Raw genomic sequence first — 1,287 nt, forward strand, 5'->3', positions numbered from 1 at the left:
GCTGTATCGAATTTGCGTTATAATGATTTACCAGGAAAGTTAAGTGTAGCGCTTGGTAGTGGTATATGGCAGAATCAGACGGCCTTTGCCTTTGGTGCTGGTTATACATCTGAAGATGGAAATACTCGTTCGAGTGTATCTGTCACAAGCGCTGGTGGACGTTGGGGTATAGGTGTAGGGCTAAGCTTAACGCTGAATTAATAAAGCAAGCAATTTTTTATTAAAAATAACGTTCGCTCTTCTTTTTAAGGAAGGGCGAGCATTTTATAGACACAAACAATATTTATTGAGTGAGTATAATCTGCAAGTATATTATAATCAGTAAGTTTTTATATAACTGCTTTTATTGAAAAAAGGTCACACAATTATGTGAAAACATATATTTTTATTCCAATTGATAAAAAGTGTTATTTTTTAGTTGCTATTTTATGAGAGAGCATATAGTCATACAAAAGGTATATTAGTAAGACTCATTTTGATTAATTCAAAGGGGGGAGAAGTAATGGGTAAAAAACGACGCCAAAGCATATTTACTTGCATTAGACTCAAAGGAATGCTGTAAATCAAAAAAAATTGAATTTCCTTAAATATTATAGCTTCCTAATTTACTTCTTATTAAGAAAAAAACTTCTTAATAAGAGAGAATTTATTATTCAACATATGAAGTAAAGAGACAACTTTGAAAGTACTTTTCTAAGTATAAGCCCTTTTTTTAAGTAAATGACTTTAATATTCAGATACAGGAAAATTCGTTTTTAAAGCACACCAAGCAAAAAGCACCTATAAACCATATCAGAATCTAAATGTGTCATTTCCATGTAAACTAAACATTGCCTACATTTAGATCTCAACACAGAAAGCAACGACAAAACGAAAACAAAGACTCAAAACGTTCCCACTTTGATCTGTCACTTTCCATTCAATAACCAGTAGGGAGAGTAACTAACACTGAAATGTGTCTTTTTTATGTTTTGGATATGCTTTTCAAATTTTTTCATTGGAGAGTTGTTATGAAAAAAATATCTGCCACATCAAAGAGACCTAGTTTGAAGGCTGTGCTTATTTCTCGGCGTTTATCTTTGTTTACAAAGCTCTCGTTGGGAACAGCAATGGTTGCACTCTTATCAAGTGCGTCTCCTGTATTGGCGAAAAAAATTGATATAATAGACCAACAAGTTCTTCAAAGCATAGAGAAGGCAACAGCAGTTTATTCTCAAGGGAACGATAAAAGGATTACTGCTGCTTATGATAGTCAGAACAATGTTGATGTCTCTGATTTATCTAAGG

The 1,287-nt window shown here is 32.9% G+C and carries 2 protein-coding genes; both read left to right on the forward strand.

Annotation, left to right across the window (positions count from 1 at the left end):
- Nucleotides 1–201: YadA-like family protein (locus PVV69_RS09845; protein ID WP_273757354.1), on the forward strand; the 201-nt coding region annotated here is incomplete at its 5' end.
- An 809-nt stretch (nt 202–1,010) separates the two neighbouring features.
- On the forward strand, nt 1,011–1,287 hold a 277-nt coding region (locus PVV69_RS09850; protein WP_273757355.1), incomplete at its 3' end, for a hypothetical protein.

This window comes from Bartonella sp. MM73XJBT (assembly GCF_028618465.1).
Lineage (GTDB): Bacteria > Pseudomonadota > Alphaproteobacteria > Rhizobiales > Rhizobiaceae > Bartonella.